Origin of the sequence: Leclercia barmai, from assembly GCF_049312895.1 — a bacterium.
In the GTDB taxonomy this organism is placed as follows: domain Bacteria; phylum Pseudomonadota; class Gammaproteobacteria; order Enterobacterales; family Enterobacteriaceae; genus Enterobacter; species Enterobacter barmai.
In genome coordinates this window covers 1,427,194-1,452,742 of record NZ_JBMNWZ010000001.1, presented here as the reverse complement: position 1 = coordinate 1,452,742, position 25,549 = coordinate 1,427,194, and the positions used below count along the sequence as shown (strand labels likewise).

General features: G+C 57.9%; 22 protein-coding genes. 12 read left to right on the top strand and 10 right to left on the bottom strand.

The window, feature by feature from the left end:
* Positions 1-11: 11 nt before the first annotated feature.
* The 3 genes from ACOYA6_RS06925 to bdm all read right to left on the bottom strand — a co-directional run bounded on the left by ACOYA6_RS06925 (position 12) and on the right by bdm (position 2,317).
* Complete coding sequence (locus ACOYA6_RS06925; protein ID WP_039028745.1) at positions 12-1,709, bottom strand: NAD-dependent malic enzyme; 1,698 nt, start codon at positions 1,707-1,709, stop codon at positions 12-14.
* A 174-nt stretch (positions 1,710-1,883) separates the two neighbouring features.
* Entirely contained in the window at positions 1,884-2,021 is a 138-nt protein-coding gene (sra, locus tag ACOYA6_RS06920) for a stationary-phase-induced ribosome-associated protein (RefSeq protein ID WP_039028746.1), read from the bottom strand.
* Positions 2,022-2,101: 80 nt separating this feature from the next.
* Positions 2,102-2,317 carry a biofilm-dependent modulation protein gene (bdm, locus tag ACOYA6_RS06915; protein WP_039028747.1) on the bottom strand — a complete coding sequence of 72 codons (216 nt, stop codon included), beginning with the start codon at positions 2,315-2,317 and terminating at the stop codon, positions 2,102-2,104.
* Between the two features lie 367 nt (positions 2,318-2,684).
* On the opposite strand from bdm, the gene ACOYA6_RS06910 reads away from it, so the two are divergent.
* Positions 2,685-3,113, top strand: a complete 429-nt coding sequence (locus ACOYA6_RS06910) for an OsmC family protein (RefSeq protein ID WP_003857069.1) — start codon at positions 2,685-2,687, stop codon at positions 3,111-3,113.
* 25 nt (positions 3,114-3,138) lie between these two features.
* Here ACOYA6_RS06910 and ACOYA6_RS06905 read toward each other — a convergent pair whose 3' ends face one another.
* Positions 3,139-4,044, bottom strand: coding sequence for a LysR family transcriptional regulator (locus tag ACOYA6_RS06905; RefSeq protein ID WP_422654342.1), 906 nt, complete (start codon positions 4,042-4,044; stop codon positions 3,139-3,141).
* Between the two features lie 124 nt (positions 4,045-4,168).
* Here ACOYA6_RS06905 and ACOYA6_RS06900 point away from each other — a divergent pair, with 124 nt between their 5' ends.
* The 6 genes from ACOYA6_RS06900 to glgX all read left to right on the top strand — a co-directional run bounded on the left by ACOYA6_RS06900 (position 4,169) and on the right by glgX (position 14,815).
* Positions 4,169-4,918 carry an SDR family oxidoreductase gene (locus ACOYA6_RS06900; protein WP_139565100.1) on the top strand — a complete coding sequence of 250 codons (750 nt, stop codon included), beginning with the start codon at positions 4,169-4,171 and terminating at the stop codon, positions 4,916-4,918.
* Positions 4,919-5,117: 199 nt separating this feature from the next.
* Positions 5,118-6,350: a diguanylate phosphodiesterase gene (locus ACOYA6_RS06895; protein ID WP_039028870.1), complete on the top strand. Its 1,233-nt coding sequence runs from the start codon at positions 5,118-5,120 to the stop codon at positions 6,348-6,350.
* Between the two features lie 198 nt (positions 6,351-6,548).
* The gene (locus ACOYA6_RS06890; protein ID WP_422654341.1) at positions 6,549-8,099 is read left to right on the top strand and encodes a methyl-accepting chemotaxis protein; all 1,551 of its coding nucleotides are present in this window, start codon (positions 6,549-6,551) and stop codon (positions 8,097-8,099) included.
* 312 nt (positions 8,100-8,411) lie between these two features.
* Entirely contained in the window at positions 8,412-10,196 is a 1,785-nt protein-coding gene (treZ, locus tag ACOYA6_RS06885; RefSeq protein WP_223074023.1) for a malto-oligosyltrehalose trehalohydrolase, read from the top strand.
* Positions 10,196-12,712 (top strand): malto-oligosyltrehalose synthase, encoded by a 2,517-nt coding sequence (treY, locus tag ACOYA6_RS06880; protein ID WP_422654340.1) that lies wholly within the window; start codon positions 10,196-10,198, stop codon positions 12,710-12,712. The genes treZ and treY overlap by 1 nt, the downstream gene beginning before the upstream one ends.
* Positions 12,713-12,739: 27 nt before the next feature.
* Positions 12,740-14,815 carry a glycogen debranching protein GlgX gene (gene glgX / locus ACOYA6_RS06875; RefSeq protein WP_422654339.1) on the top strand — a complete coding sequence of 692 codons (2,076 nt, stop codon included), beginning with the start codon at positions 12,740-12,742 and terminating at the stop codon, positions 14,813-14,815.
* Here the strand turns inward: glgX and ACOYA6_RS06870 are convergent.
* From ACOYA6_RS06870 to ACOYA6_RS06860, 3 genes are all read right to left on the bottom strand, one after another.
* Positions 14,812-15,096: a VF530 family protein gene (locus ACOYA6_RS06870; RefSeq protein ID WP_422654338.1), complete on the bottom strand. Its 285-nt coding sequence runs from the start codon at positions 15,094-15,096 to the stop codon at positions 14,812-14,814. The genes glgX and ACOYA6_RS06870 overlap by 4 nt on opposite strands.
* 82 nt (positions 15,097-15,178) lie before the next feature.
* The gene (locus ACOYA6_RS06865) at positions 15,179-15,556 is read right to left on the bottom strand and encodes a RidA family protein (RefSeq protein ID WP_138368959.1); all 378 of its coding nucleotides are present in this window, start codon (positions 15,554-15,556) and stop codon (positions 15,179-15,181) included.
* Between the two features lie 38 nt (positions 15,557-15,594).
* Complete coding sequence (locus ACOYA6_RS06860; RefSeq protein ID WP_138368958.1) at positions 15,595-15,822, bottom strand: hypothetical protein; 228 nt, start codon at positions 15,820-15,822, stop codon at positions 15,595-15,597.
* Positions 15,823-15,975: 153 nt separating this feature from the next.
* Here ACOYA6_RS06860 and ACOYA6_RS06855 point away from each other — a divergent pair, with 153 nt between their 5' ends.
* Together ACOYA6_RS06855 and ACOYA6_RS06850 are read left to right on the top strand one after the other, a co-directional pair.
* Complete coding sequence (locus ACOYA6_RS06855) at positions 15,976-16,386, top strand: ASCH domain-containing protein (protein ID WP_422654337.1); 411 nt, start codon at positions 15,976-15,978, stop codon at positions 16,384-16,386.
* Between the two features lie 23 nt (positions 16,387-16,409).
* The gene (locus ACOYA6_RS06850; protein ID WP_422654336.1) at positions 16,410-16,970 is read left to right on the top strand and encodes a nucleotidyltransferase family protein; all 561 of its coding nucleotides are present in this window, start codon (positions 16,410-16,412) and stop codon (positions 16,968-16,970) included.
* A gap of 10 nt (positions 16,971-16,980) precedes the next feature.
* Here ACOYA6_RS06850 and ACOYA6_RS06845 read toward each other — a convergent pair whose 3' ends face one another.
* Positions 16,981-18,258, bottom strand: coding sequence for a glycoside hydrolase family 10-like protein (locus tag ACOYA6_RS06845; protein WP_422654335.1), 1,278 nt, complete (start codon positions 18,256-18,258; stop codon positions 16,981-16,983).
* A gap of 305 nt (positions 18,259-18,563) precedes the next feature.
* On the opposite strand from ACOYA6_RS06845, the gene ACOYA6_RS06840 reads away from it, so the two are divergent.
* Genes ACOYA6_RS06840 through ACOYA6_RS06830 form a run of 3 tightly spaced genes read left to right on the top strand, consistent with a single transcriptional unit; the run spans position 18,564 to position 23,318 of the window.
* The gene (locus ACOYA6_RS06840; RefSeq protein WP_422654334.1) at positions 18,564-20,960 is read left to right on the top strand and encodes a membrane-bound PQQ-dependent dehydrogenase, glucose/quinate/shikimate family; all 2,397 of its coding nucleotides are present in this window, start codon (positions 18,564-18,566) and stop codon (positions 20,958-20,960) included.
* Complete coding sequence (locus ACOYA6_RS06835) at positions 20,957-22,342, top strand: cytochrome ubiquinol oxidase subunit I (protein ID WP_422654333.1); 1,386 nt, start codon at positions 20,957-20,959, stop codon at positions 22,340-22,342. Before ACOYA6_RS06840 ends, ACOYA6_RS06835 begins: the two co-directional genes overlap by 4 nt.
* Positions 22,335-23,318, top strand: coding sequence for a cytochrome d ubiquinol oxidase subunit II (locus ACOYA6_RS06830; protein ID WP_422654332.1), 984 nt, complete (start codon positions 22,335-22,337; stop codon positions 23,316-23,318). The genes ACOYA6_RS06835 and ACOYA6_RS06830 overlap by 8 nt, the downstream gene beginning before the upstream one ends.
* On the opposite strand, the gene iaaH is transcribed toward ACOYA6_RS06830, so the two are convergent.
* Both iaaH and ACOYA6_RS06820 read right to left on the bottom strand, forming a co-directional pair.
* Complete coding sequence (iaaH, locus tag ACOYA6_RS06825) at positions 23,315-24,748, bottom strand: indoleacetamide hydrolase (protein WP_422654331.1); 1,434 nt, start codon at positions 24,746-24,748, stop codon at positions 23,315-23,317. The two genes, ACOYA6_RS06830 and iaaH, sit on opposite strands and share 4 nt — an antisense overlap.
* 81 nt (positions 24,749-24,829) lie before the next feature.
* Positions 24,830-25,534, bottom strand: a complete 705-nt coding sequence (locus ACOYA6_RS06820) for a response regulator transcription factor (protein WP_422654330.1) — start codon at positions 25,532-25,534, stop codon at positions 24,830-24,832.
* Positions 25,535-25,549 lie beyond the last annotated feature (15 nt).

Below are 25,549 nucleotides of genomic sequence, written 5' to 3'. Positions count from 1 at the left end.
CGTTGCAGGAGTTAAATAGACGTCCGGCGGTAGCTGCGGTATTCCGGCTTCCAGAAGTTCTCGTCGATTGCCTGCTGCAGGGCGTCGGCAGAGGTTTTTACCGCCACGCCTTGCTGCTGGGCCATTTTCCCCACCGCAAAGGCGATGGCTTTCGACACCACATGGATATCCTTCAGCTCCGGCAGGACCAGCCCTTCGCCGTTGTTCACCAGCGGAGAGTGCTTCGCCAGAGTTTCGCTGGCGGACATCAGCATCTCATCGGTGATGCGCGACGCGCCGGAGGCGATAACCCCAAGGCCGATACCCGGGAAGATATAGGAGTTGTTGCACTGGGCAATCGGATAGATTTTGTCCTTCCAGACCACAGGTGCAAACGGGCTGCCGGTGGCGACCAGGGCGTTACCTTCGGTCCACGCGATGATGTCCTGCGGGGTCGCTTCCACACGCGAGGTCGGGTTAGAGAGCGGCATCACGATCGGACGCGCGCAGTATTTATGCATCTCGCGGATGATCTCTTCGGTGAACAGCCCGGTCTGGCCGGAGACGCCAATCAGAATATCCGGCTTCACGTTACGCACCACATCCAGCAGGGAGAGCACTTCACTGTCGGTATCCCAGTTTTTCAGGTTCTCGCGCTTTTGCACCAGTTTGGTCTGGAACGGCAGCAGGTTCGGCATGGCGTCGGTCAGCAGGCCAAAGCGATCCACCATAAAGACGCGGGAACGGGCCAGCTCTTCGCTTAAGCCTTCGCGCTGGGTCTGGGCGATGATCTGCTCGGCGATACCGCACCCGGCGGAGCCTGCACCGAGGAAGACGATTTTCTGGTAGCTTAACTGGTTGCCTGCCGCGCGGCTGGCCGCAATCAGCGTGCCGACCGTGACCGCCGCAGTGCCCTGAATGTCGTCGTTAAAGGAGCAGATTTCATCGCGATAGCGATTCAGCAGCGGCATGGCGTTTTTCTGGGCGAAATCTTCGAACTGCAGCAGCACGTCCGGCCAGCGATGCTTCACCGCCTGGATGAAATCATCCACGAACTGATAGTACTCGTCGTCGGTGATGCGCGGGTGACGCCAGCCCATATAGAGCGGATCGTTGAGCAGCTGCTGGTTGTTGGTCCCGACATCCAGCACCACCGGCAGGGTGTACGCCGGGCTGATGCCGCCGCAGGCGGTGTACAGCGACAGTTTACCGATTGGAATTCCCATCCCGCCGATCCCCTGGTCGCCAAGACCGAGAATACGCTCGCCGTCGGTCACCACGATCACTTTGATGTTGTGGTTGGAGACGTTCTGCAGGATGTCGTCCATGTTGTGACGGTTCTGATACGAGATAAACACGCCCCGGGAACGGCGATAAATTTCCGAGAAACGTTCGCAGGCGGCACCGACGGTTGGGGTGTAAATCACCGGCATCATCTCGTCGAGGTGGTTTTGCACCAGGCGGTAGAAGAGGGTTTCGTTAGTGTCCTGGATGTTGCGCAGGTAGATGTGCTTGTCGATCTCGGTTTTGAATCCCTGATACTGGATCCACGCGCGTTCGGCCTGCTCTTCGATGGTTTCGACCACTTCTGGCAACAGACCCAGCAGGTTGAAACTGCTGCGCTCTTCCATACTGAAGGCGCTGCCCTTGTTCAGGAGAGGGAATTCCAGCAGAACCGGACCGGCGTAAGGAATATAGAGGGAGCGATGTTTTTTGGCTTTGTTGTCCATGTTACTCACTTAATTTGTGCATATCCGTCCCTGGCACTGTTGTTAATCATCGTTGCTGTCGTGCCCTTAGGGGGGGTCAGGCGGGTAGTATAAATGAGGTGAATGTTAAATACCGCAACATACAAACAAAAACACCACCGGCTAAGCGGTGGTGTCGGTATCTCACTGGCGAACTTACTTCGGTTCGTGGCGTTTTCTGCCGGTGGCATTGGTGACCTGCGTTTCGCTGTCACCCTCAATCACCACTTTGCGCTGGTTAGACAGCTTGTAGTTCAGTCCCAGAATATGGCGTGCCTGACGGTTCGATTTCATATTGACTCCTCCATCCTGTTGATGTTGATAAGGCGAACGAAATGTAACCCCTTAGGTTGCTGATCCAGCATAGCAGGTTTTCAGAAACTGGCGTGTTGGCCGCTGACAACGTAGTTAATGGTCTGCTGGTAGATATCACTGAGGATGTCATTATCTGAGGCTTCCACCCACTTTGTCAGTTCCATCAAAATGTCATCTTCAGTGACAGCGCCCATTTCAGCGCGCAGACCCTGTGCAATAGCGTTAACCAGCTCCGGCTGTGCGGATGTTGTATTTGCAGAATAATAATTAAACATGTTGCCTCCGTGTCGTTTTCTGTTTAATGGTCCGGCTCGCAAAAACATCAGTGGTATTCAGAATGGCAAATATTTATGCCGCTGTGTTTAAGAATCGTCTCAGAAATATTAGTGTCATAAAATCATGCTTTTTCATGATCTTAAAAAGCAGAATATATTCTCCATAACCTTTGAATATATCTTTATGCCATTCGGTTACCCGAAAATAAATATTGCCGAAGACGAATTTAAATTACACGGAAAAAAAGGATTTGCAATACGTCTAACCTCTCTGGCGTCACAGAATTTTCTTGTTATTTCACTATTTCGGGCTGCCCTCGCTGCGTGGTCTATACTGAAGGCTTTGTAAGCCAAAAGGAGAGCAATAATGACAATTCATAAGCACGGTTCAGCACACTGGTCTGGCGATATCAAGCGCGGCAAGGGGACGGTTTCTACCGAGAGCGGCGTTCTTAATCAGCAACCCTACGGCTTCAATACCCGGTTTGAAGGGGAGAAGGGTACCAACCCGGAAGAGTTGATCGGTGCGGCGCATGCGGCATGTTTCTCCATGGCGCTGTCGTTGATGCTGGGTGAAGCAGGTTATACCGCGGATTCTATCGATACCACGGCGGATGTTTCGCTGGATAAAACCGACAGCGGCTTTGCCATCAGCAAAGTGGCCCTGCAGAGCAAAGTGACCGTTCCGGGGATCGACCCGCAGCAGTTCGACGGCATCATTCAGAAAGCGAAAGCCGGGTGTCCGGTGTCACAGCTGCTGAAAGCTGAAATCACCCTCGACTATAAGCTGAACTGACCGTCCAGCCGGGCGCTACGCCCGGCTATCCCTTCACCGCGTCCGGAAACACCTCCGCCAGCCACGCGATAAACACCTTCAGACGATGCGTCATATGCCGGTTTTGCGGATAAACCACGTAAAACGGGTAGTGTGGCGGACGCCATTTATCGAGGATCTCTACCAGCGTTCCCGCTTCCAGCAGGGCGCCTGCGGAGTACCGAAACGTCTGAACAATCCCCATTCCAGCTACCGCGGCCGCCAGGTGCGCGTTGCTCTCGTTTACCCCGATACGATGCACCAGGTTAATCTCGCGGATCTCACCCTCCTGGGTAAAGCGAAACGGCACGGCGCGCCCGGTCACCGGCAAGAGATAACAGACCAGCTTATGGCCGTTGCGAAGCTCTTCAGGGTAGGCGGGAAGGCCGTACTGCTTCAGATAGCCCGGCGTGGCGCAGGTGACCATCTCCGCATTGCCGATGTGCCGGGCAATCAGGGAGGAGTCCTCCAGCGCGCCGCCGCGGATAACGCAATCCACATTGCCGCTGATTAAATCCACCGGCCGGTCGGCCACGCCGAGATCGATACGGATTTCAGGGTAACGGCGCATAAAATCCGGCAGGGCCGGGATCAGCACGTCCCGCGCCGTTGAGCCGCCGACGTCAATGCGCAGATGCCCCTGGGGCTGCTGTTTTACCGAGCTGAACGAGGTGTCGATATCTTCGATATCAATCAGCACCCGGCGGGCCTTTTCGTAATACTCCTGTCCCTCCGGGGTTGCCGTCACCCGCCGGGTGGTGCGCTGCAACAGGCGTACGTCGAGATGCGCCTCCAGCGCCTTGACCAGCTTGCTGAGGGTGGCGATGGGCATGTTGAGCGAGTCCGCCGCCCGGGTAAAACTGCCGGTTTCCACTACGCGGGTATAGGCGCGCATGGCCAGTAATTGATCCATAGAGGCACTCAGCGAAACGGGGATTATTTCCCCAGAGAAAAAGTGATTTCCATTTTTGCTGATTTTTCCGTAATCCCGCAAGCGCTACAGTGCATCCACACCCACAACGCGGAAGGAAAATCACGTGAATACAACATTAACAGGTAAGGTCGCTCTGGTTACCGGCGGCACCAGCGGTATCGGTCTGGCAACGGCTAAAGAGCTGCAGGATCAGGGGGCGAAGGTCTATATCACCGGTCGCCGTCAGGCGGAGCTGGACAAGGCCGTCGCCACCCTCGGCGGGCAGGTCACCGGCATTCGCGCCGACGCCTCGGTACTGGCGGATCTTGATACGGTCTATGCGCAAATCGCCGAACAGTCCGGGCGGCTGGACGTGCTGTTCGCTAACGCCGGTGGCGGCGACATGCAGCCCCTGGGGGCGATTACCGAAGAGCACTTCGACCGTATTTTTGCCACCAACGTGCGCGGCGTGCTGTTTACGGTGCAGAAGGCGCTGCCGCTGCTGGCGGATAAAGCCTCGGTGATCCTGACCGGCTCCACGGTCTCGGTTAAAGGCACCGCCAACTTTAGCGTCTACAGCGCCAGCAAGGCGGCAGTAAGAAACTTTGCCCGCTCCTGGGCGCTGGATTTACAGGGGCGCGGCATCCGGGTGAACGTGGTCAGCCCGGGCCCGATTAAAACGCCAGGGCTGGGCGAGCTGGTGCCGGAAGATCAGCGTCAGGGTCTGTTCGATGCGTTAGCCGCCACGGTACCGCTGGGCCGCATCGGTGAACCGGAAGAGGTGGGCAAAGCGGTTGCGTTCCTCGCCTCAGATGCTGCCAGCTTTATTAACGCTGTTGAGCTGTTTGTCGATGGCGGGATGGCGCAGATTTAATCTAAATTCTGCCACGGACGGCTGGATAGCTCACAGCAACATGGACGTTTCAGCTGCCTGTGCGTAAACATTCATCCAGCTTATTTTTGAGCCGAATCGCTTCTTTCCTGATATATCCTTTTAATACTATTAGTCGACAAATGTAATTTATGCTAAACAATAGCTTATAAGACTTCACATTCGACCGAGAACAATGGCTGTGCTGACAACTCTCATTTACAAAAGCCAGTTAAATCCATCCTGCAAATCTTTATCCCTTCTCTCACTTGTTGAAAAAGCCAAATACAGCAATGCCGCGCTGGATGTGACGGGCATTCTGCTGTTTAACGGCCTTGATTTTTTGCAGATCCTCGAAGGGTCGGAAGAGGTCATTGAAAATCTGTTCGTGAAGATAGGCCAGGACAAGCGCCACTTCGGCGTGGTGGAGCTGATGCGGGATTACGCCCCGCGCCGCCGCTTCGAGAACGTCGGCATGCTGCTGTTCGATCTGCGGATCGATACGGCAAAATCGGTGCGGTCGTCCGTCCTGCGCTACAGCAAGCTGGATAATTATCTGGCGGCGGAAGACAGGGTATTTAAATTTATTCAGTCGTTTATTACCCAGCAGAAACAGACGAGCAATGGCTCGGCCTTCCTGCCGGATAAATGGACCCTGACCCCGGAACATGCCCCATTTGGTAATTCCATCAACGGGCTGATTGATAACCAGGTCTGTCAGTTTGCCCTGCAGCCGATTGTGCAGCCTGGCGAAGGGAAAATCTCCTCGCTCGAGGCGCTGATCCGCGGTAACGACGGCGGAAGCCCGGAGCGATTCTTTAATGCCATCGATCAGGACAAAGTGTACGAAGTGGATCTACAGACCAAGGCCTACGCCTTTGCGCTGGCCGAGAAAATCGGCATTGGCGATCATAAAATCGCCATTAACCTGCTGCCGATGTCGCTGGTGAACGTCCCGGGCGCCGTCGATTATCTGATGGACCAGATCCTTATCCATGGCCTGCAGCCGGAGCAGGTGGTGATTGAAGTGACCGAAAACGAAATGATCTCCGGCTTCAACCAGTTTAACAGCGCCATCAAGCAGTTGCGGGCGGCGGGTATTGGTCTGGCGATTGATGATTTTGGCTCAGGCTATGCCGGGCTCTCGTTATTGACGCGTTTCCAGCCGGATAAACTTAAAATCGATCGCGAGATTGTCAGCAATATTCACCTGAGCGGCCCCAAGCAGGCGATTGTTAAGTCGATAGTCAGCTGCTGCACCGATCTGGAGATTGCGCTGGTGGCCGAAGGCATCGAGAAAATCGAGGAGTGGTGCTGGCTGGAATCGGCAGGCATCAAGCGTTTTCAGGGTTTTCTCTTCTCCCGACCTAAATTAAACGGGGTGGGCGATATTCACTGGCCGCAATTTTCCAGCGCTGCTTATTTGAGCGATTAAATAGTCGGCAAGCAGATTCGAATAAATAGTTGAATATTTTCAATGCATCACGGGTTAAAATATTAGCAATAATTTTGTAATGCCGTGATTTTAATAAATTTAATTATTGTGTGGGTTTATTATAAATAAATAACTTTAACTCAATCTTAAATTTTCGCTGCCGATAATACCTCAGACCGTATTGTTTCTGAGGTATTTATGTCGTTAAAAAAATCTTCCCTTGCGATTCTTCTTGCCCTGTTGTTCTTCTTTGTCGCCAGTGCCGCAACCAACGTCTGGCTGGCGATTAAGAGCAATAACTCCCTGGATAACGTCAATAAAGAGATTCAGGTGGTGTTATCCATTATCGATCCTATCAACCACAGCCGTACCCTGCGGGTGCGGGTCATGGAGTATATGAAGCAGGTGGAGAGCGGGGATACCACCGGTCTCGACGAAAAGCTGGCCTCCGTTAAGTTGGCGCTGACCAAAGCGGACGGGGCGTTTGCGACGTTTAATGCTGCACCGCGTCTGGCGGATGAAGCGCCGTTAGTGAAAGACTACGACGAGGCCTGGCTGGCCTACCGCGATCGCGGCCTGGCCCCGCTGATTGACGCGGCCGCCGCCCACGACAAGGCAAAGTTTGATGCCCTGATCCCGCAGATCTCCGGTCTCGACCGTCAGTATGAAATCATCCTCGACCAGGTGCTCTCTGTGCACCAGAAATACGCGAAACAGCTCAACGACGATGCGCGTTCCCACTTTGCCTCTGGCTTAATCATTATTGCCGCCTTTGCCGCGCTGTTTGTGGTGGTGATTATCGGGGTCAGCGTCCTGATGAAGCGCTTCGTGTTCGCCCCGATTAATCTGGCGCGCGAGCACTGCAGCCAGATTGCCGCCGGTCAGTTGACGGAAGCGGTGCCGCAGAAAGCCGGGTCGAAAAATGAGATCGACCTGCTGATGGGCTCGATGGAGCAGATGCGTCTGGCCCTGCTGGATACCATCTCTCAGGTGCGTGAAGCCTGTCGTACCGTGAACTACGCCTCGCAGGAGATTGCTTCCGGCAATATCGACCTGGCGTCCCGCACTGAACAGCAGGCGTCGGCCCTGACGGAAACCGCTGCCAGCATGGAACAGCTGAGCGCCACGGTTGCCAACAACACCGATAACGTCAACCAGGCCGGTAAGCTGGTGCAGGATGCGGTGACCAATGCCCGCACCGGGGAGGCGGTGACCCGCGAGGTGATCGAGACCATGAACACCATTGCCGCTAACTCCCAGCGCATCGAAGATATCACCAGCGTGATTAACAGCATCGCGTTCCAGACCAATATTCTGGCGCTGAACGCCGCCGTTGAAGCCGCCCGCGCCGGGACGCAGGGTCGTGGATTTGCGGTGGTGGCGACCGAAGTTCGTACCCTGGCGCAGAAAAGCGCCGTAGCGGCGAAGGACATTGAGAACCTGATCGCCCAGTCGGTCTCCAGCGTGAAAAACGGTTCGCAGCTGGTGAACCGTTCGGGTGAGGTGATCAATGCCATCATCGCGTCGGTGAATAAGGTGAATGCGCTGATGGAGCAGATCCAGGTCGCCTCCGAAGAGCAGAGCCGCGGCATTGGGCAGGTCGGGCAGGCGGTGACCGAGATGGACGGCGTGACCCAGCAGAACGCCGCTCTGGTTCAGGAGTCAGCGGCAGCGGCGGCGTCGCTGGAAGAGCAGGCCAGACACCTCACACAAAGTATCGCCAGCTTCCGCCTGCCGGAACCGGCGTAAGAACGGGTACCGTTTGCTTGCCCGGCGGCGCTCCGCTTGCCGGGCCTACGGTAGGCCGGGTAAGGCGCAGCCGCCACCCGGCAATGCCGAACGCAGCATCCATCCGTAGGCCGGGTAAGGCGCAGCCGCCACCCGGCAACCCCGCACCGTTACTCCCCTCAACCGCTTCGTCGTGACCCATCTCACATTAAATTTCCTGGTCTATGCTTGATGTTCATGCGCGGTGGATTGCCGCCGCACTTTCTCTTTTTCCCTCTGCGTAACGTTCAACGTTAAGCAACCCGAGGAACACGGGTCAAACGAGGTGGTGGAATGACAGCAAAATCTATTACGTATTGGGGTTGTGAACACGTTGATGCGAACACGGTTCGCTTTCATTTATGGGCCAGCGGCCAGGAGCAGGTTTCCCTGCGCCTGAACGACGAAACCCTGGCGATGCACCCGACCGGTGACGGCGGCTTCGACCTGACGGTTGATTACGTCAAACCCGGTTCGACCTACAGTTATATCCTGTCTGACGGCACCGCCGTGCCGGATCCCGCTTCCCGCGCCCAGCAAGGGGATGTGAATGGCCCATCGCTGGTGTGCGATCCCGACAGCTATGTCTGGCGCAATACCCAGTGGCGAGGCCGACGCTGGGAAGAGAGCGTGGTCTATGAGCTGCATATCGGGACCTTCACCCCTGAGGGCACATTCCGCGCGGCCACCGAGAGGCTGCCGTATCTGGCGTCGTTGGGCATCACCATGATTGAGCTGATGCCCGTGTCGCAGGCCGGGGGCAATCGCGGCTGGGGCTACGATGGTGTTCTGCTCTATGCCCCGCACAGCGCCTACGGCACGCCGGACGAGCTGAAGGCCTTCGTCGATGCCGCCCACGGGCTGGGGCTGTCGGTGGTGCTGGACATCGTGCTGAACCATTTCGGCCCGGAAGGAAACTACCTCCCGCGCCTGTCGCCGGACTTTTTCCATCCTGAGCGGATGACCCCCTGGGGGAACGGGATTGCTTATGATGTGGCTCCCGTGCGCCAGTTTATTACCGACGTGCCGCTGTACTGGCTGAAAGAGTTCCGCTTCGACGGATTGCGCTTCGACGCTATCGATCACATTACAGATTCGTCTGAAAAACACGTTCTGGAAGAAATTGCTGAACGCATTCGGGAGGAGATTACCGACCGTCCGGTGCATCTCACCACCGAAGACAGTCGTAACATTATTTCCCTGCATCCTTACCGGGAGGACGGCACGCCGGAGCTGTTCACCGCCGAATGGAATGACGATCTGCACAACGCCATTCACGTGCTGGCGAGTGGCGAAACCCACGCCTGGTACCGCGACTTCGCGCATCAGCCGGAGAAATGGGTCGCCCGGGCGCTGGCGGAAGGGTTCTCCTATCAGGGGGAAATCACGCCCCGGCACCGCGAGCCGCGCGGGGTGAAAAGTATCGACCAGCCGCCGGTGGCCTTTGTCGACTTTATCCAGAACCACGATCAGGTGGGCAACCGGGCCCACGGGGATCGTCTGCTCTCCCTTATCGGGGAGAAGCGCACCAAAGTGCTGCTGGCCGCGCTGCTGCTGTCGCCGCACATTCCGCTGCTGTTCATGGGCGAAGAGTATGGCGAAACCCGGCCGTTCCTCTTCTTTACCGATTTCCACGGCGAGCTGGCCCGCGCAGTACGGGAAGGACGGGCGAAAGAGTTTGCCGATCATGCCAGCCATCAGGAAGAAGGGGTGCCCGATCCGAATTCGCCGGAGACCTTCAATCGGTCGAAACTCGACTGGGACAAACTCAACCAGCCGGAGGGCGAGAGCTGGCTGAACTTTACCCGTCATCTGCTGGAGCTGCGTCAGCAGGCGATTGTGCCGCTGCTGGCTACGGCGCGCAGCGGCGGGGGCAAAGTGCTGGAAACAGGACCCGGCTGCGTGGCAGTGACCTGGACGTTTCCTCGGGGGACGTTGTCGCTGGCGTTTAACGTCGGCGGCCATACGGAGGAGATGCCCGACCTGCCGGGAGAAACCCTCTTTGCCTGGCCTGAGATCCACACCGAATTACGGCCCGACACCCTTATTGTCCGACTTGCCCCTGGAGAAACACATTAATGATCCCCACAGCGACCTGGCGTATTCAGTTTCGTAATGGCATGACCTTCGATCGTGCCGCCAGTCTGGTGCCTTATCTGCAACAGCTCGGCATCAGCCATCTGTATGCCTCGCCGATTTTTACCGCTGCCCGTGATTCGACCCACGGTTACGACGTGACCGATGCCAATGAGATCGACCCGACTATTGGCGGTCGCGCTGGATTTGAACGCATGGTCAGCGCCCTGAAGGCGGCTGGCCTGGGGCTGATCCTCGATATCGTCCCCAACCACATGTCCACCTCGCTGGAAAACGCCTGGTGGCGGGATGTGATTGAACACGGCGAGAAGAGCCGCTATGCCCGCCATTTTGATATCGACTGGTCGCGCCGCCTGACGCTGCCGTTTTTAGGCGATGACTTTGAGGTGGTGCTGGCAAACGGCGACATCAGCGTGCAGCGCGATCCCGATACCGGCAAACCGGCGCTGGCCGTTTACGATAATTTTTATCCGCTCACCCCCGACAGCTGGATGGGACGCGAAGAGGAGGTGCTGAGCCTGCGCGAGCCCGCCGCGATAACCCGTCTGCATGACCAGCAGCCGTGGCGTCTTACCAGCTGGCGCGATGCTCCGCACGACCTCTCCTGGCGGCGCTTCTTCGAGATCACCGGCCTGGTGGGCGTGCGGGTTGAGGATGACGCGGTCTTTGATGACAGCCATGCGCTGATCCTGGAGCTGGTGCGTTCCGGGGCGGTGGACGGGCTGCGAATCGACCACGTGGATGGCCTGGCCGACCCGCGCACCTATCTGCAGCGTCTGCGCCAGGAGGCTGGCCCCGAGTGCTATATCACCGTCGAGAAGATCCTCAGCAAAGGCGAGAACCTTCCCAAAGACTGGCCGATCTCCGGCACCACCGGGTACGAATTTATCGCCTCGCTCTCTGAAGTGCTGGTGGATGACGACAAAATTGACCGTCTGCGCCAGGCCTACGACACGGTGATCGGCAGCCCGGTGGATATGGATGCCGAACTGCGGGCGGCGCGCCTGCTGATGGTGGATCGCAATTTCGCCGGAGAGTTTTCTACCCTGGTGAAGCTGGCAACAGACCTTGCGCAGACGGAAGGCATTGCCCTTGAAGAAGAGCCGCTGCGCCTGGCGCTGCGCGAACTGCTGGTGGCCTTCCCGGTGTATCGCACCTACGGTACGCAGCAGGGGATGTCCCCGGCGGACGTGCGCCTGCTCCAGAACGTGCTGGCGCACGTCAGTGCCGACCAGCCGTCTCTTGAGTTGCTGACCCGCATTCTGACCGGCGAGGTCTGCGATGCGGCCCGCGACGCCGCCAGCCAGTTCCGCACCCGCTTCCAGCAGCTGACCGGACCGCTGATGGCGAAATCGGTCGAAGACACGCTGTTCTTCCGCCAGCACATGGATCTGGCGCTCAACGAGGTGGGAGCCGAGCCGGTGCCGCGCGCCTTCTCGTTGACGCGTTTTCACAGCGAAATGGCGGCCCGGCGTGAGCGTCAGCCGGATGCGCTCTCCGGCACCTCCACCCACGACACCAAGCGCGGGGAAGATGCCCGCGCCCGGCTCTACACCCTGACCGAAGCCCCGGAGATGTGGGCGGAGTGCGTGGCCCGCTGGCAGCAGCTTAATCAGACCCATGTCCGTTTTCTGAACGACGGTACGGCACCAAGAGGCGCCGACACCTGGATGCTGTATCAGGCGCTGGCGGGGGTCTGGCCACCTGAGCTTGGACCTGAGGACGCGGCGGGACTAAAGGCGCTGGAAGAGCGTTTCCTCGCCTTCGTGGAGAAAGCCCTGCGCGAAGCCAAGCTGCGTACCGACTGGGTGGACAGCAACGAAGCCTACGAGACGGTGGTGCTGGAGTACGCCCGCCATCTGCTGTCGCCGGAAAATCAGGATTTCTTGCGCGACTTTACCCGCTCGTTACGCCCGTTTATCCGTGCAGGCCTGGTGAACAGCCTGAGCCAGACCGTGATCAAACTGACGGCGCCTGGCGTGCCGGATGTTTATCAGGGCAGCGAAGGGCTCAACTTCAGCCTCGTCGATCCGGATAACCGTCGCGAGCCGGATTTCACGCAGCTGAGCCAGCAGCTCCAGAGCGCCGACCACCACACCGCCTCCCGGGAGGCAAGCTGGCTGGACGGACAGCTAAAGGTCTATGTGACCAGCACGCTGCTGCACCTGCGCCAGCGCAAACCGGCGCTGTTCCGCTGGGGGAGCTATGTGGCGTTGCTGACCCGTGGCGAAAGGGCGGATAAGGCGATCGCCTTTGCCCGCATGGATGATGATGACGCCTTGATTGTGGTGGCGCCGCGACTGGCGTTTGCCAGCGCTGCGGATGCGTTCCCGGTGAACGGAGCGGCCCTGTGGGGGGAGACAGAGGTCGTTCTGCCTGCCGAACTGGCTGGACGCCGCTATCAGGACTGTTTTAGCGGTGAAATCGTTATGCCAGGCGAAAGCCTGAGATTACATGATGCACAGGATTGCTGGCGGGTGTTAATCGCCTGCAGCTAATGATTAACGTTCGAGGGAAAGACTTTTATGGCAAATGCAAAATCCTATGAAATTCAGTCGGGGCAGAGCTACCCGCTCGGCGCAAACTACGACGACAAGGGCGTTAACTTTGCGCTCTTTTCAGCCTGCGCTGAGCGCGTTGAGCTGTGCCTTTTTGACCCGACGGGTCAGCATGAAATCGCCCGCCTGGAGCTGCCGGAGTACACCGACGAAGTGTGGCACGGCTACGTTCCGGATCTGAAACCGGGTGCCCTGTACGGCTATCGCGTTTATGGCCCTTACGATCCGGAAAACGGCCATCGCTTTAACCCGCATAAACTGCTGCTCGATCCCTATGCCCGCGCCCTGACCGGAGAGCTGAAGTGGAACGCTGCCCATTTTGGTTATGAACTGGGGCATGACGACCTCGATCTCAGCTTTGATACCCGCGACAGCGCGCCTTTCACGCCGAAATGCCGGGTGATCGACCCGCGGGTGTTCGACGGACAGGATCCGCATCGCCCGACGGTGCCCTGGTCTGAAACCATTCTCTATGAAACCCACGTGAAGGGCTTTACCCAGCTTCACCCGGCGATCCCGCCTGAGTTACGCGGCACTTTTGAAGGGATGGGGCATAAAGCGATTGTCGATTACATCAAAAGCCTCGGCATCACCTCGGTGGAACTGCTGCCGGTGCACGCTTTCCCGGACGATCAGCATCTGCTGGACAGAGGCCTGAAAAACTTCTGGGGCTATAACACCCTGAACTTCTTCTCTCCGGCGTCGCGCTATTACGGCCCGAACGGCATTCAGGGGTTTCGCGACATGGTGCGCGCCTTCCACGATGCGGGTATCGAAGTGATCCTCGACGTGGTCTATAACCACACCGCCGAGGGTAACGAGCTCGGCCCGACCCTGTCCTTCAAAGGCATCGACAACTTCTCGTACTACCGCACTATTGCCGGTCAGCACCGCTACTATGTAAATGACACCGGCACTGGCAATACCGTGAATACCTCGCATCCCCGGGTGCTGCAGATGGTGATGGACTCCCTGCGCTACTGGGCTGAATCAATGCATATCGACGGCTTCCGCTTTGATCTCGGCACCATTCTCGGGCGCGAGCCGGAAGGGTTCGACCAGCGCGGCGGCTTTTTCGACGCCATGATGCAGGACCCGCTGCTCTCACGGCTGAAACTGATCGGTGAACCCTGGGATATCGGCCCCGGCGGTTATCAGGTGGGGGGATTCCCGCCCGGCTGGGGCGAGTGGAACGATAAATACCGCGACACCGTGCGTGAATACTGGCGCGGGGATAACGTCTCATCGGACTTTGCCGCGCGACTGCTCGGCTCCGGCGACCTGTACGATCAGCGCGGTCGCCGCCCGTGGGCCAGCATCAACTTTATTACCGCTCACGACGGTTTCACCCTAAACGACCTGGTCTCTTACAACGAGAAGCATAACGAGGCTAACGGCGAGGATAATAACGACGGCCACAATGATAACCGTTCATCAAATTATGGTGCTGAAGGGCCGACCGACGACGAGCAGATTAATGCTCTGCGCGAACAGCAGAAGCGCAACTTCCTGACCACGCTGCTCTTCTCACACGGGACGCCAATGCTGCTGGCCGGGGATGAGTTTGGCCGCAGCCAGCTGGGGAACAATAACGGCTACTGCCAGGACAGCGAGATCAGCTGGGTGCACTGGGAGAATCTGCCCGCCAGCGCTGACGCGCTGCGCAACTTCACCCGTCATCTTATCAAGCTGCGGGCCAGTCAGCCGCTGTTACGCCGTGAAAGCTGGCGCGACGGTATGGAGATCCAGTGGTACAACGCGGGCGGTGGACCTCAGCTGCCGGAGCACTGGGATGAGGGCACCACGCTGGGGCTCTATCTCACCCGGGCCGATCTGCAGGGTCAACACGGGGTGTGGCAGGAGGTGCTGCTGCTGATCAACCCGTACGAGGCCGCCGTCCCGTTCCGTATCCCGGAATGCGGGGAAGGTGGCTGGGTGCTGGAGCTGAGTACGGTGGAGGATGACAACCTGGCCCGGGCCGTTACCCCGGACACGGACTTCCCGCTGGCGGGCCGCAGTATCGTGCTGTTACGCCGACCTTAACGGTTGGCTCGCGCTCTGGCCCACGGGCTGGTGGAGTCGTCGTCGGCATTGTCCGGCGCGGTCTCCTCCAGCGAGTCCAGATACAGGGCTTCGACCTCGGCACGGGCCCAGGGCGTGCGGCGCAAAAACTTCAGGCTGGATTTCACGCTGGGATCGCTGTTAAAGCAGTTATTTTTAATCAGCTTTCCCAGCTGCGCCCAGCCGTAGCGCGCCACCAGGGCGTTAACCATCATTTCAAGCGTGACGCCATGCAGAGGATCTTTGGAAGGGTGAGCGGTCATAAGCGTCCGTATTATCAGGCCAGTGTTGGAAGCGGGGAAGGTTACAAGAAAAGCCAGGGGCCAGCAACGTTACCCGTCGATATTACAGGGCAAAAATCGTCTCAATTTCGACAGAGAGGTCCGGCGAAAAGAGGCGGCTGACCTCTACCAGCGAACTGGCAGGCAAATGGTTCCCGTAATTACGGTACAGCACCTCCCGCAGCGCGTTGATCTCCGCGAACGAGGTGATAAAGATAGTCACTTTGATGAGTGACGAAAAATCAGCGCCTTCTGCTGCGATAATTTTCCGTATCTGACTGAATATCTCTTCGGCCTGCTCCGCGATGCCTTGGTGTTGCGCGGGTGTGCCAAACGCGGTTAACCCGGAAATGTAGAGCGTGTTTCCATGCCTGACTGAATGGACATACGGGGCTTTCACTTCCCCTAACTCCGGATAGTTCTTTCTTACCAGTTCACTCATGTTGAAAACCCTTCTGGATGTTTACCTTTGTGCTGGAGCTATGCCACTAAATATTGAATCAGCGATTTGAACAGATACACCATTATTGTAATCTGTAGTGCCCGGTAGCCCCATCTGACGTAGCGCCATGCATGTCGTTCTCTGGCGTCTGCTGCTGCAATTGCGGGGTCAGCATGTTGTTTTTTTGCCCTGGTCCTGAATTCACTTATTACCCACAGCACCACAATAAAAGCAACAACGGCTTTTTGAAGTAAGGCATTATCCATAGCGCATTATTCCTGCAGGATTGTTATTTCATCCACATTAAATGAACGATACCCTTGTTGCTACTACCAGATAAGTATTACAGGTAAGAGAATGTAGGCCGGGCAAGCGAAGCGCCCCCGGCATTTTGCGTATAACAATTTATAAGGTTTTTTATGCATACGCTTGATGGATTAAAAATGAAGTTTCCCGGTGCGGATGTCTGGCAGATGGGGGACAGCCCGGCGCTGGCAAGCGAGCTTGCGGACCTGATCAGAAAAGGAATTAAAACAGCCACCTGTGGTTCCTTAGCCTCTTACCAACAAGAAGGTGCCGCATCCAGAATTGGCGGTTACGTCATCGTTCTTGACGGGCAGGAGGTACCGGCATGCGTAGTCAGGGTGGTTTCGGCGCGTCTGGTGCGCTTTTGTGATGTCACCGCTGAGTTTGCCCGCAAAGAGGGTGAAGGTGATTTAAGCCTCGAACACTGGCGCAAAGAGCATCAGCGATTCTTTACCCAGGAAGGGACTTTTTCTGATGATATGGAGCTGATTGCGGAAGAGTTTGAGGTGGTTGAACTCCTTTAATTCGTTTTCTGACAGAGGCACCTGTGGAATATTTAACGTCATTGCAGAAAATAGTGTCTGATGATCCTGGCAGAATGGATGTGCTCTTCGCAGTGAGGGCACTAAAACTCAATGACGGCTGGATCGGGGCGGGGTTTGTACGAGATGCCGTATGGGATCATTTACACGGTTCGGGTCAACGCCCTGTTTCGGGTGATGTGGATGTGGTCTGGTTCGATTCAGAACGTTGCAGTCCGGAACATGATGGTTTTCTGGAAGAGAGACTCAGACAACAAATGCCTTCCTTCGACTGGTCGGTAAAGAATCAAGCCAGAATGCATCTGCGAAACGGTGATAATCCCTACCTCTCGACAGAACACGCCTTGCGGCACTGGCCTGAAACCGCTACGGCTGTAGCGGTCAGATTAGGTGATAATCAACGTATTGAGATAATTGCACCCTATGGGCTCGGCGATCTGTTCGAGCTGCGCCTGCGTCCAACACCTGCATTTGAGCGCGATAAATTGAATGTGTTTAAACAACGTATCGACTCAAAGCGATGGCTGGAACGTTATCCCAGGCTGCAGCTCTTTCTGAAACAGTGAGCGTTTCCCTTTACGACCCCCAGCGCGTGCGCAAATACCGCACCGCATCCTGCGCCCGGGGCTGGTTCAGGTTGTCCTCGCGGAACAAAATCGTGCCGTCAATATGCGGATCGGATTCGTTCAGATCGAGCTGTTTTTTCAGCTCCGGCACGCCGCCGTTTACCGTCCAGTCGGGCTCTTTGCTCGAGGGTTCGCCCACTTTATACAGCGCCACGCCAATATAGAGGCGCGTATGGGTCGGCTTCACCACGTCGGCCCACCATTTTGCCAGCACGTCATAGCGCGCCGCATCCCGGGCAAAAGTCCAGTACAGCTGAGGGGCGATGTAGTCCAGCAAACCCTGCTGCACCCATCGACGGGTATCGGCGAAGGACTCGTCGTATGCCGCCGCGCCCCGGGTTTCGGAGCCGGCCGGATCGTGAGAGCGGTTACGCCAGACGCCTGCCGGGCTCACGCCAAACTCCACGTTCGGGTTTAACTGCTTAATGGTGCGCGATACCTGGGTAATCAGCTGCTGGGTGTTGTTGCGTCGCCAGTCGGCTTTTGAGTCAAATCCCTGACCATACTGGCGGTACGTCTGATTGTCGTTCAGCTTCGAACCCGCGGACTCGGCATAGAAGTAGTCATCAAACTGCACCCCGTCGACCGGGTAGCGCGACACCACTTCCGCCACGATGCTGGTGATCCAGTCCCGGGCTTCCGGAATACCGGGGTCGAGAACAAAACGATCGCTCGCGGTGCGGATCCACTCCCGATGCAGGACGTAAACGCTCGGCGGATGCAGCGTCAGGGTACGATTCAGCTCTGCGACCGTGCCGGGGCGGGTATTGGTCGACACGCGGTACGGGTTAAACCAGGCGTGAACTTTCATCCCGCGCTTGTGCGCTTCATCAAGCATAAACTGCAGCGGATCGTAGCCCGGATCTTCACCTATTTTGCCGGTCAGCATATCTGACCACGGTAGTATTTTTGACGGCCACAGCGCCGTGCCGTCCGGTTTCACCTGGAAAAACACGGTATTGATGCCGAGGCTTTTCAGGTTATCCAGCTTGTCGGTCAGGGCTTTTTGCTGCATGGCGATCCGCGATTCGGCGCTACGGCCGTTCACGGATGCCTGCGGCGGCCAGTCGAGACGAGAAACGGTCGTCAGCCAGACGCCGCGCACCGGCTGGTGGCGCGCGTTTTTTTCAGGCAGCGGCTGTTTCGCTACGGGCGGCAGCGGGGTGACCAGGGATTTGGGTGGGGTTGAGCTGCAACTGACCAGTAAAAGCGCCCATGCGATAAGCATGCCGGAACGTTTAAGGTGGGTGGCTGGCTGAGAAGGAGGTGAACAGGCGATGATGATAAGCTCCAGTTATACAATTTTCGCCGGGAACATTTATTGTCGTTCTATTCGGAGGTAAGTCAATCTCGTCAGTAAGGTTTTAATGACGACAAAGGCATCATACAAAAGCCATATCGTGACGAACTACGCTTTGTTTATCCTGTTACGTCTCATTCCCTTTCCCGGGCTGTCTTTATAGCCACTTTCTTAAGGCGTCATCCCAAAGGTTTCTTAAACTTTATTGACGTGTCTTTACAAAAGGGTGGGTTATGCCACAGATAACATCTCGTCTCTGGGCCGTGTTAACTGGCTTGCTGGTCGCGCTGGTGGGGATTGCATATTGTGTTCTGGGCGGCTGGCTGGCATTCGTCAGGGGGACCTTTGTCTTTATCCTGCTGGGCGTCGGCTTTTTTATCAGCGGTATACTGCTGTTCCGCCAGCGGCTTTCCGGCGTCTGGCTTTATCTGCTGATGTTCCTGGCCTGCGCTGGCTGGGCGCTGTATGAGGTCGGCCTGGATGGCTGGCAACTGATGCCCCGCCTGCTGGTGGTCGCGGTGCTGGGTGTATGGATCAGCATGCCGTGGGTGATCCGCCAGCTGACCCTGGTTCCCTCAGCCAGGCGGAAGGGAGTGGCCGCAGGCGGGATCTACGTCGTGGCTATTGCGGCAATGCTTTTCTTTGGCTGGCATATCTCCGGCACGCGGTTTATCCATCATCAGCCATTCCCACCTGCGCAGGCGGCGCAAATGCCGCAAAGCGATGGTGACTGGAAATATTATGGCCGTACCGCCGACGGGCAGCGTTTTTCGCCGCTGATGCAAATCACTCCCCAGAACGTCAGCCAACTGAAACTGGCCTGGCGTTTTGATTCAGGTGATGTGAAACGCGAGGGGGAGGACAAAGCCGGGCGTGAATTTAACCTCGAAGTCACGCCGGTGAAGGTGGGCGATGTGCTTTATATCTGCACCCCGCATCGTCAGGTTATCGCCCTGAACGCCACCTCCGGTAAAGCGCTGTGGACATTCGATCCGCAAAACGATACCTCGGCGAACGAGTATCTGGCCTGCCGGGGTGTGGCCTGGAGCGACGACGCCACTGACAAGGACTGTCCGCAAAAAGTGATCACCACCACCGCAGATGCCCGGCTGGTGGCGCTGAATGCGGAGACGGGCAAACCCTGCGCCAGCTTTGGTAAGCAGGGATTTGTCAGCCTCACGGACCATATGGGCGAGGTTCCCCCGGGTTTCCATTTCATCACCTCACAGCCGATGGTCATGGACGGACGTATCATCCTTGGGGGCTGGATCTATGATAACCAGTCCACTGGCGAACCCTCTGGCGTGGTGCGGGCGTATGACACCAAAAGCGGTAACCTGGCATGGGCCTGGGACATGGGGCGCAATCCCGCCAATGCGCCGCTGAAACCCGGCGAAGAGTATACGCGGGGTACCCCTAACGGCTGGGGAACCTATACCGCCGATCCCGCGCTGGGGCTGGTTTACATTCCTCTTGGCAATGCCACGCCGGACTATTACGGGGCGCAGCGGCGTCCCTTTGACGAAACTTACTCCAGTGCGGTTGTGGCGCTGGATGTCCGGACCGGCGCAGAGCGCTGGCACTATCAGACCGTGCATCACGACGTCTGGGACTATGACGTTCCCATCGGCCCCACGCTTGTCGATCTGCCCGATGGTAATGGGGGGATAACCCCGGCGCTGGTGCAAACCACCAAGATGGGGCAACTGTTTTTGCTGGATCGGCGAAGCGGAAAACCCCTTGCCGCCGTCAATGAAAAATCGGTTGCTGTGACGCCGTCACTTCCCGGGGAAAGGCTTTCCCCCGTTCAGCCAGATTCTGCTGGCATGCCGGATCTTTCCCCTGCCGATCTGCGGGAAACGGATATGTGGGGTGCCACCGCGTTTGACCAGCTCCTGTGCCGGATCCAGTTTCACCAGTATCGCTATCAGGGGAAATTTACCCCACCCGCCGAGGGAACCTCTATTGCTTATCCTGCCTTTGATGGGGTGATTGACTGGTACGGCGCTTCTGTCGATCCGCTTCACCACGTGCTGATTGCCAACACCAGCTATATCCCCTTCACCATGCAGATCATGAAAAGCGAAGAGGCTATTCAGAAAGGACTCATGAAAACGTGGGCGGGCTGGCAGAGCGGACAACCCTATCCAAAACCAAAAGAGTTCGCCGTCGGGCCGCAATACGGCACGCCCTGGGCGGCCATCGTCAAACCCTGGCTAAGCGTGCTGGATGCCCCCTGTAATGCACCGCCGTGGGGGAAAATCTATGCCATCGATCTGGTGAGTAAAAAAATCATCTGGGAGCGCCCGGCGGGCACCACCCGGGATATGAACATTTTCGGCACCCATACCAACGTGCCGCTGCCAACGGGCATTTTTATGATGGGCGGAAATGTGATCACCCAAAGCGGGCTGATCTTCACCGGGGCCACGGCGGATGACTACCTGCGAGCCTTTGATGAGGCCAGCGGCCAGGAGCTCTGGCGCGCCCGACTGCCTGCAGGCGGGCAGGCCACGCCAATGACCTATCAGGCCGGAGACGGCAAGCAATACGTTGTCATTGCCGCTGGCGGTCATGGCGGGCTCGGTACCCGTTCCGGTGATTCATTGATGGCGTACGCGTTGCCATGAGTCCGGAGACCGCGCTTTTGCTGGCGCGCAGTCAGTTTGCGTTTACCATCAGTTTTCACATCGTGCTGGCGGCGTTCACCCTTGGGCTGGCGCAGTTTCTGATGGTGCTGGAAGGGCTCTGGCTATGGCGTAAGCAGCAGGTCTGGCTCAGCCTCTGGCGCTACTGGAGCAAGGTGTTTGCCCTGAATGTGGCGGTGGGCGTGGTGACCGGGGTAGTGATGGAGTTCTCGTTCGGTACCAACTGGAGCAGTCTTGCTGGCCGCACCGGTGCGGTACTGGGGCCGATGCTGTATATGGAAGTGCTGGTGGCCTTCTTTCTGGAAGCGGGTTTTATGGGGGTGATGCTGTTCGGGATGAACAAGGTGCGTCCGGGCATTCACTTTATGGCGACCTGTATCGTGGCGCTGGGCTCGTTTTTTAGCGCCTTCTGGATCCTCGCCGCTAATTCATGGATGCAGACGCCGGATGGTTATCTGATTGCCGCCGACGGCCGCTTTCGTCCCGTCGACTGGTGGGCGGCGATCGTCAATCCCTCTTTCCCGTGGCGGATGGCACATATGGTCGGAGCGGCGATGCTGGGTACCGCCTGTCTGGTGGCGGCCTGCGGGGCATGGCATCTGCTGCGCGATCCCCGGCATCCGGCGGCACGGCGTATGTTTTCGCTGGCAATGTGGGCGCTGGTAATAATGGCCCCGCTGCAAATCGTGCTGGGGGATCTGCATGGGGAAAATACCCGCGATCACCAGCCGGTGAAGCTGGCCGCGATGGAGGGAAGCTGGGATCCGCCGCCACCGGGTCATGGCGAACCCTTGCGCCTCTTTGCGATCCCCGATATGGCGCAGCACCGTAATCACTATGAGCTGGCGATCCCGGATATCGGCTCTCTTTATCTACGCCATAACCTGCAGGGGACTATCCACAGTCTTAATCAATATCCGCCGGATGAATTGCCGTGGGTGCCGCTGGTGTTCTGGGCGTTTCGTATCATGGTCGGGCTTGGACTGCTGATGCTGGCGGCAGGTGTCGGTGGGCTGGTCGTGCGGCTGCGGGGAGGATTATGGCAGACACGCTGGCTTTTGCGTCTGATGGTGCTGATGGCGCCCGCCGGTTTTGTTGCCATGCTGGCCGGGTGGGTGATTACCGAAGCCGGGCGGCAGCCCTGGACGGTCTACGGCCTGCTGCGTACCACAGAGAGCCTCTCTCCTCTGGGACCGCAATTCGTTCTCGGCTCGTTTATCCTGGTCGTCACGCTTTATCTGGCGCTGTTCGGGCTGGGTCTGTGGTTTTTGCTGCGTCTGCTCGCCAGACCGCCAGCACCAGACGAAGAGGGGGCAGAACCTGATGTGGCCCGCCGGACGGGCAAAGGGGAACAGGATGCATGAAGTGATGGGGTTGCCGATCTTACAGGCGTTGTCGGCGGCGTCTCTGGTGCTGAGCCTGTGGATCTATGTTCTGCTGGACGGGACGGATCTGGGGAGCGGTATGTTATGCGCCTTTCAGCGCGATGAGGCGTCCCGGCATAAGATTGTGCTGTCGCTATTACCCATCTGGGATGGCAATGAAACCTGGCTGGTGCTGGCGGCGGGCAGCCTTTTTGGCCTGTTTCCCGTGGCGTATGCCATTATTCTGAGCGCGTTATATGTGCCGGTGTTTACCCTGATACTGGCGCTTGTCGTGCGCGGGATGGCAATTGAGTATCGTCATTACGCTCCGCACCTGTTCGACAGGCTACTGATAGTCGGGTCGTTGTTAGCCACCCTTGCGCAGGGGGTGATTGTCGGCAGTCTGATCCAGACGATCCCCAGTGATGGTCAACAGTTTACCGGTACCGGATGGGAGTGGTTCAGCCCGTTCCCGCTATTTTGCGCGCTGACGCTGGTGGTCGCGTATTGCCTGATGGGGCAGGGCTGGCTGAACTGGCGGGGGACCGGGGCGCTGGCGTCCCGGGCACGACGGGCGATCCCCTGGCTGGCAGGGGTAGCGCTGGTGTTATTGCTTGGGCTGCTCTTCTGGAGCATGCAGTTACAGGAGGCCTGGCGCCAGCATCTGCAAAACCCCCGGGTGTGGTTGCCGTTTGCGGGGGCAGTGGCGGCAGGCTCTGTTTTATTGTGGTTCAGCCTGGTGCGGCACTATGACTTTTTACCGTTGGCGGCGATCCTCCTGCTGGTGAGTTCCGCGTTTGGCGCGCTGGTTTTTACCCTCTATCCGTGGATTGTGCCGACCACGCTAACGGTTCATCAGGCGGCAGCGCCCCCGGAGACGCAACAGTTTCTGTTGATAAGCTTTGCGCTGCTGGCCCCGGTGACGCTGCTGTATAACACCTGGGGATTTCGGTTATTCAGCGGCAAGATCCGTTAACGCGTCAGGATCTGCTCCAGCGTCGCGCCAATCGCCAGAATCAATGCGTCGCTGCCCGGCAGGCCGTCGATCTCCAGCCCCACCGGCAGCTGGCTGGTGGCGCCATAACCGACCGGCAATGTCAGCCCCGGCAGGCGGGCGTTACTGCCCGGATCGACATTGCGGATCAGGCGGGCAAAGTTCTCCGCCGAACTCACCTCATCATTGGCCAGCGGGGCGACCACCGGTGAGGTCGAGAAGATTAAAGCATCCAGCTGATTCTCCCGGAACGTCTGTTCATAGACGTTCAGCAGGCGCGGAAGCCCTTCAGACAGTGCCCGGTCGTAGAGCGGCTGGAGTGGAACAGGGTTGCCATCGCGATCGGGGATCAGCCCCGGCACAATGCCGTGCTCAAAGATGGCGCGCACGTCCGGGCTGGCGATGTGCCAGACAACCTCCTCCAGGCTCACCTGCGTGTTGTGCGCTTCCAGGTAAGCCTGCAAATCCTCTTTCCCCTCGTGCATCACCACCGGAAACGAGACGGCGGCGTTGGCCTCTTCAAGCCCGGGCATCTCAACGGGCACCAGCGTCACCCCGGCGGCGCGCAGCCTGGCGAGCGCGACGTGGGCTTCCTCGCTGACTTCGTCATCCAGCGTTTGCCAGAAATAGTCCGCCAGCCCTAAGCGGATCTCACTGGCGGGTTTGGCGGGCAATATCGCGGCACCGGTAATCAGGCTGTCGAGAAGAGTGATATCGGCCACGCTGTGGGCCATCGGGCCTGCGGTATCCCGGGTGTGGGAAATCGGGGTGATCGCCGCCTGAGAGTAGCGGCCCGTGGTAGGCCGAAAACCGACGCAGCCGTTCAGGGCGCAGGGCTGGCGAACCGACGCCCCGGTATCGGTGCCCATCGCCACCGGTACCATTCCGGCGGCAACGGCCACTGCGCTGCCCGACGACGAACCGCCCGCAATCCGGCTGGCATCCCAGGCGTTGCGCACCCCTTTAACGTCCGGGGAGTGATATGCCGCGTTATAGCCGGTTACGCCAAAGGCCAGCTCGTGCATATTGCATTTGCCAATCACGATGGCCCCCGCGTCGATCAGCCGTTGGATCACCGGCGCGGTGGTGGTGGGCACGAAGTCCTTCAGGGCAGGTGTACCGGCGGTATTGGGCAATCCGGCCACGTGAATATTATCTTTCACCGCAATAGGTACACCGCCGAGAGGCAACGGTGCGCCGCCGTCGGCGAGATGCTGGTCCCAGGCTCTGGCTTGGGCTAACGCCTGCTGCGCGTTCACCGTAATAAAGGCGTTGAGGTGAGGCTGGGCGTCTATACGGGCTAAACAGGCGCGAACAAGCTGTTCGCTCGACACCTTCTGTTCCTGAATGAGTTGTGCCGCGTCGGTGGCGGTAAGGGTGTGCAGTTGTGTCAGGTCGTTTATTGTTTTCATTAGGCTATTTCCGGACGGTGGTAGTCCGGAACATTTAGGCAAATCGGCAATTAGCGCGCCATCCTCAGGATTGAGGAGAGATTAATGCTTAAGTCTGGAGGCCAGCTCCGTCCGGTTGGCGCAGTCGAGCTTTTTCAGGGCGTGATTGAGATGCGTGCGCACGGTGGTAAACCCGATGTTCAGCAGCCGGGCAACCTCTTTATCACCCAGTCCTTTGCAGACCAGATCAACCACCTCCTGCTCCCGGGCGGTGAGCAGCGGCGTTTTATCCCGTTTCGGTAAGGCTCTGGCGAACCAGGGCTCCAGCAAGTGCAGAAGGTGCAACTCCCGTTGCCCGAACGGTGCGGCGCCTTTAGCTCGCCAGATGCGCAGATCCCCCACATCTTCGCCGTCACGTAAAAAGTAGACGTTCACCCCGTGATGCATGCCACAGGGTTTCAGGAACTCATTATAAAAGGCGCTCTTTTTAAGCTCGCGCGCACTCATTACCTCGTCCACCAGGGTGGGACGCTGTTTTGCCCGCAGCAGCGGCGTGATGGGGTCGATGTACTGCCAGGTGCTGGCATGTTCCCGCATTGCCCGTTCATCAATGTTCCAGCTGACGCCATGGGAGGACGTATTAGAGGCGGGAGACCAGATGCACGACGCCGCAAAGTCGGCCTGCAGCAGGGCGCACACATTCTCAAGCGTCTGCTGGCGCAGGACGTTGCTGCCCTGGCCAGCACCGAGTTGCCATACGAGCTGCGAGAACAGGTTCAGCTCGCGATCGTTCAAAACACTCTCCATTTATCCCGCGCTCTT

Excerpts from the sequence above, each read along its gene's own strand:
- ACOYA6_RS06925 (WP_039028745.1), bottom strand. The coding sequence starts at position 1,709 with ATGGACAACAAAGCCAAAAAACATCGCTCCCTCTATATTCCTTACGCC.
- sra (WP_039028746.1), bottom strand. The coding sequence starts at position 2,021 with ATGAAATCGAACCGTCAGGCACGCCATATTCTGGGACTGAACTACAAG.
- bdm (WP_039028747.1), bottom strand. The coding sequence starts at position 2,317 with ATGTTTAATTATTATTCTGCAAATACAACATCCGCACAGCCGGAGCTG.
- ACOYA6_RS06910 (WP_003857069.1), top strand. The coding sequence starts at position 2,685 with ATGACAATTCATAAGCACGGTTCAGCACACTGGTCTGGCGATATCAAG.
- ACOYA6_RS06905 (WP_422654342.1), bottom strand. The coding sequence starts at position 4,044 with ATGGATCAATTACTGGCCATGCGCGCCTATACCCGCGTAGTGGAAACC.
- ACOYA6_RS06890 (WP_422654341.1), top strand. The coding sequence starts at position 6,549 with ATGTCGTTAAAAAAATCTTCCCTTGCGATTCTTCTTGCCCTGTTGTTC.
- treZ (WP_223074023.1), top strand. The coding sequence starts at position 8,412 with ATGACAGCAAAATCTATTACGTATTGGGGTTGTGAACACGTTGATGCG.
- treY (WP_422654340.1), top strand. The coding sequence starts at position 10,196 with ATGATCCCCACAGCGACCTGGCGTATTCAGTTTCGTAATGGCATGACC.
- glgX (WP_422654339.1), top strand. The coding sequence starts at position 12,740 with ATGGCAAATGCAAAATCCTATGAAATTCAGTCGGGGCAGAGCTACCCG.
- ACOYA6_RS06870 (WP_422654338.1), bottom strand. The coding sequence starts at position 15,096 with ATGACCGCTCACCCTTCCAAAGATCCTCTGCATGGCGTCACGCTTGAA.
- ACOYA6_RS06865 (WP_138368959.1), bottom strand. The coding sequence starts at position 15,556 with ATGAGTGAACTGGTAAGAAAGAACTATCCGGAGTTAGGGGAAGTGAAA.
- ACOYA6_RS06860 (WP_138368958.1), bottom strand. The coding sequence starts at position 15,822 with ATGGATAATGCCTTACTTCAAAAAGCCGTTGTTGCTTTTATTGTGGTG.
- ACOYA6_RS06855 (WP_422654337.1), top strand. The coding sequence starts at position 15,976 with ATGCATACGCTTGATGGATTAAAAATGAAGTTTCCCGGTGCGGATGTC.
- ACOYA6_RS06845 (WP_422654335.1), bottom strand. The coding sequence starts at position 18,258 with ATGCTTATCGCATGGGCGCTTTTACTGGTCAGTTGCAGCTCAACCCCA.
- ACOYA6_RS06840 (WP_422654334.1), top strand. The coding sequence starts at position 18,564 with ATGCCACAGATAACATCTCGTCTCTGGGCCGTGTTAACTGGCTTGCTG.
- ACOYA6_RS06835 (WP_422654333.1), top strand. The coding sequence starts at position 20,957 with ATGAGTCCGGAGACCGCGCTTTTGCTGGCGCGCAGTCAGTTTGCGTTT.
- ACOYA6_RS06830 (WP_422654332.1), top strand. The coding sequence starts at position 22,335 with ATGCATGAAGTGATGGGGTTGCCGATCTTACAGGCGTTGTCGGCGGCG.
- iaaH (WP_422654331.1), bottom strand. The coding sequence starts at position 24,748 with ATGAAAACAATAAACGACCTGACACAACTGCACACCCTTACCGCCACC.
- ACOYA6_RS06820 (WP_422654330.1), bottom strand. The coding sequence starts at position 25,534 with ATGGAGAGTGTTTTGAACGATCGCGAGCTGAACCTGTTCTCGCAGCTC.